The 347-nt window shown below is 38.0% G+C and carries 1 pseudogene; it reads left to right on the forward strand.

What is annotated here, in order from left to right:
* A pseudogene (locus CWC17_RS19810) lies at positions 1-211 on the forward strand (DUF748 domain-containing protein); the annotation flags it as partial.
* Positions 212-347: the final 136 nt, after the last annotated feature.

Below are 347 nucleotides of genomic sequence, written 5' to 3' on the forward strand. Positions count from 1 at the left end.
TGCAGAACAAAACCAACAAGTTAAAGACGAGACAACGTGGGTCGGCCTTGCCAATGATCTGGTACCGTTTTCAGTCGATAAGCGTCATAGAGAGAAAGGTAATGTAACTCTAGTTAATCCCACCAGCGAAGCATCTCAGCCAACCAATATATCAAATATAAACGCTACTATTAACAACATTACCACTGCACAAAACCTCTCTAAAACCTAAGTTACGAGTTTAAAAGAAGACGGGCAACTAATGGGAGAAGCTAAGTAATCTTAAAATGGTAAATAAGAACCCTTTAGAGATAAAGCTAACGTTGATTTTAATGTTCAAGTGGACCGTTTTTCGGTTAAAAAACTTG

The sequence above is a fragment of the Pseudoalteromonas sp. S3785 genome (assembly GCF_005887365.1).
Taxonomy (GTDB): Bacteria; Pseudomonadota; Gammaproteobacteria; order Enterobacterales; family Alteromonadaceae; genus Pseudoalteromonas.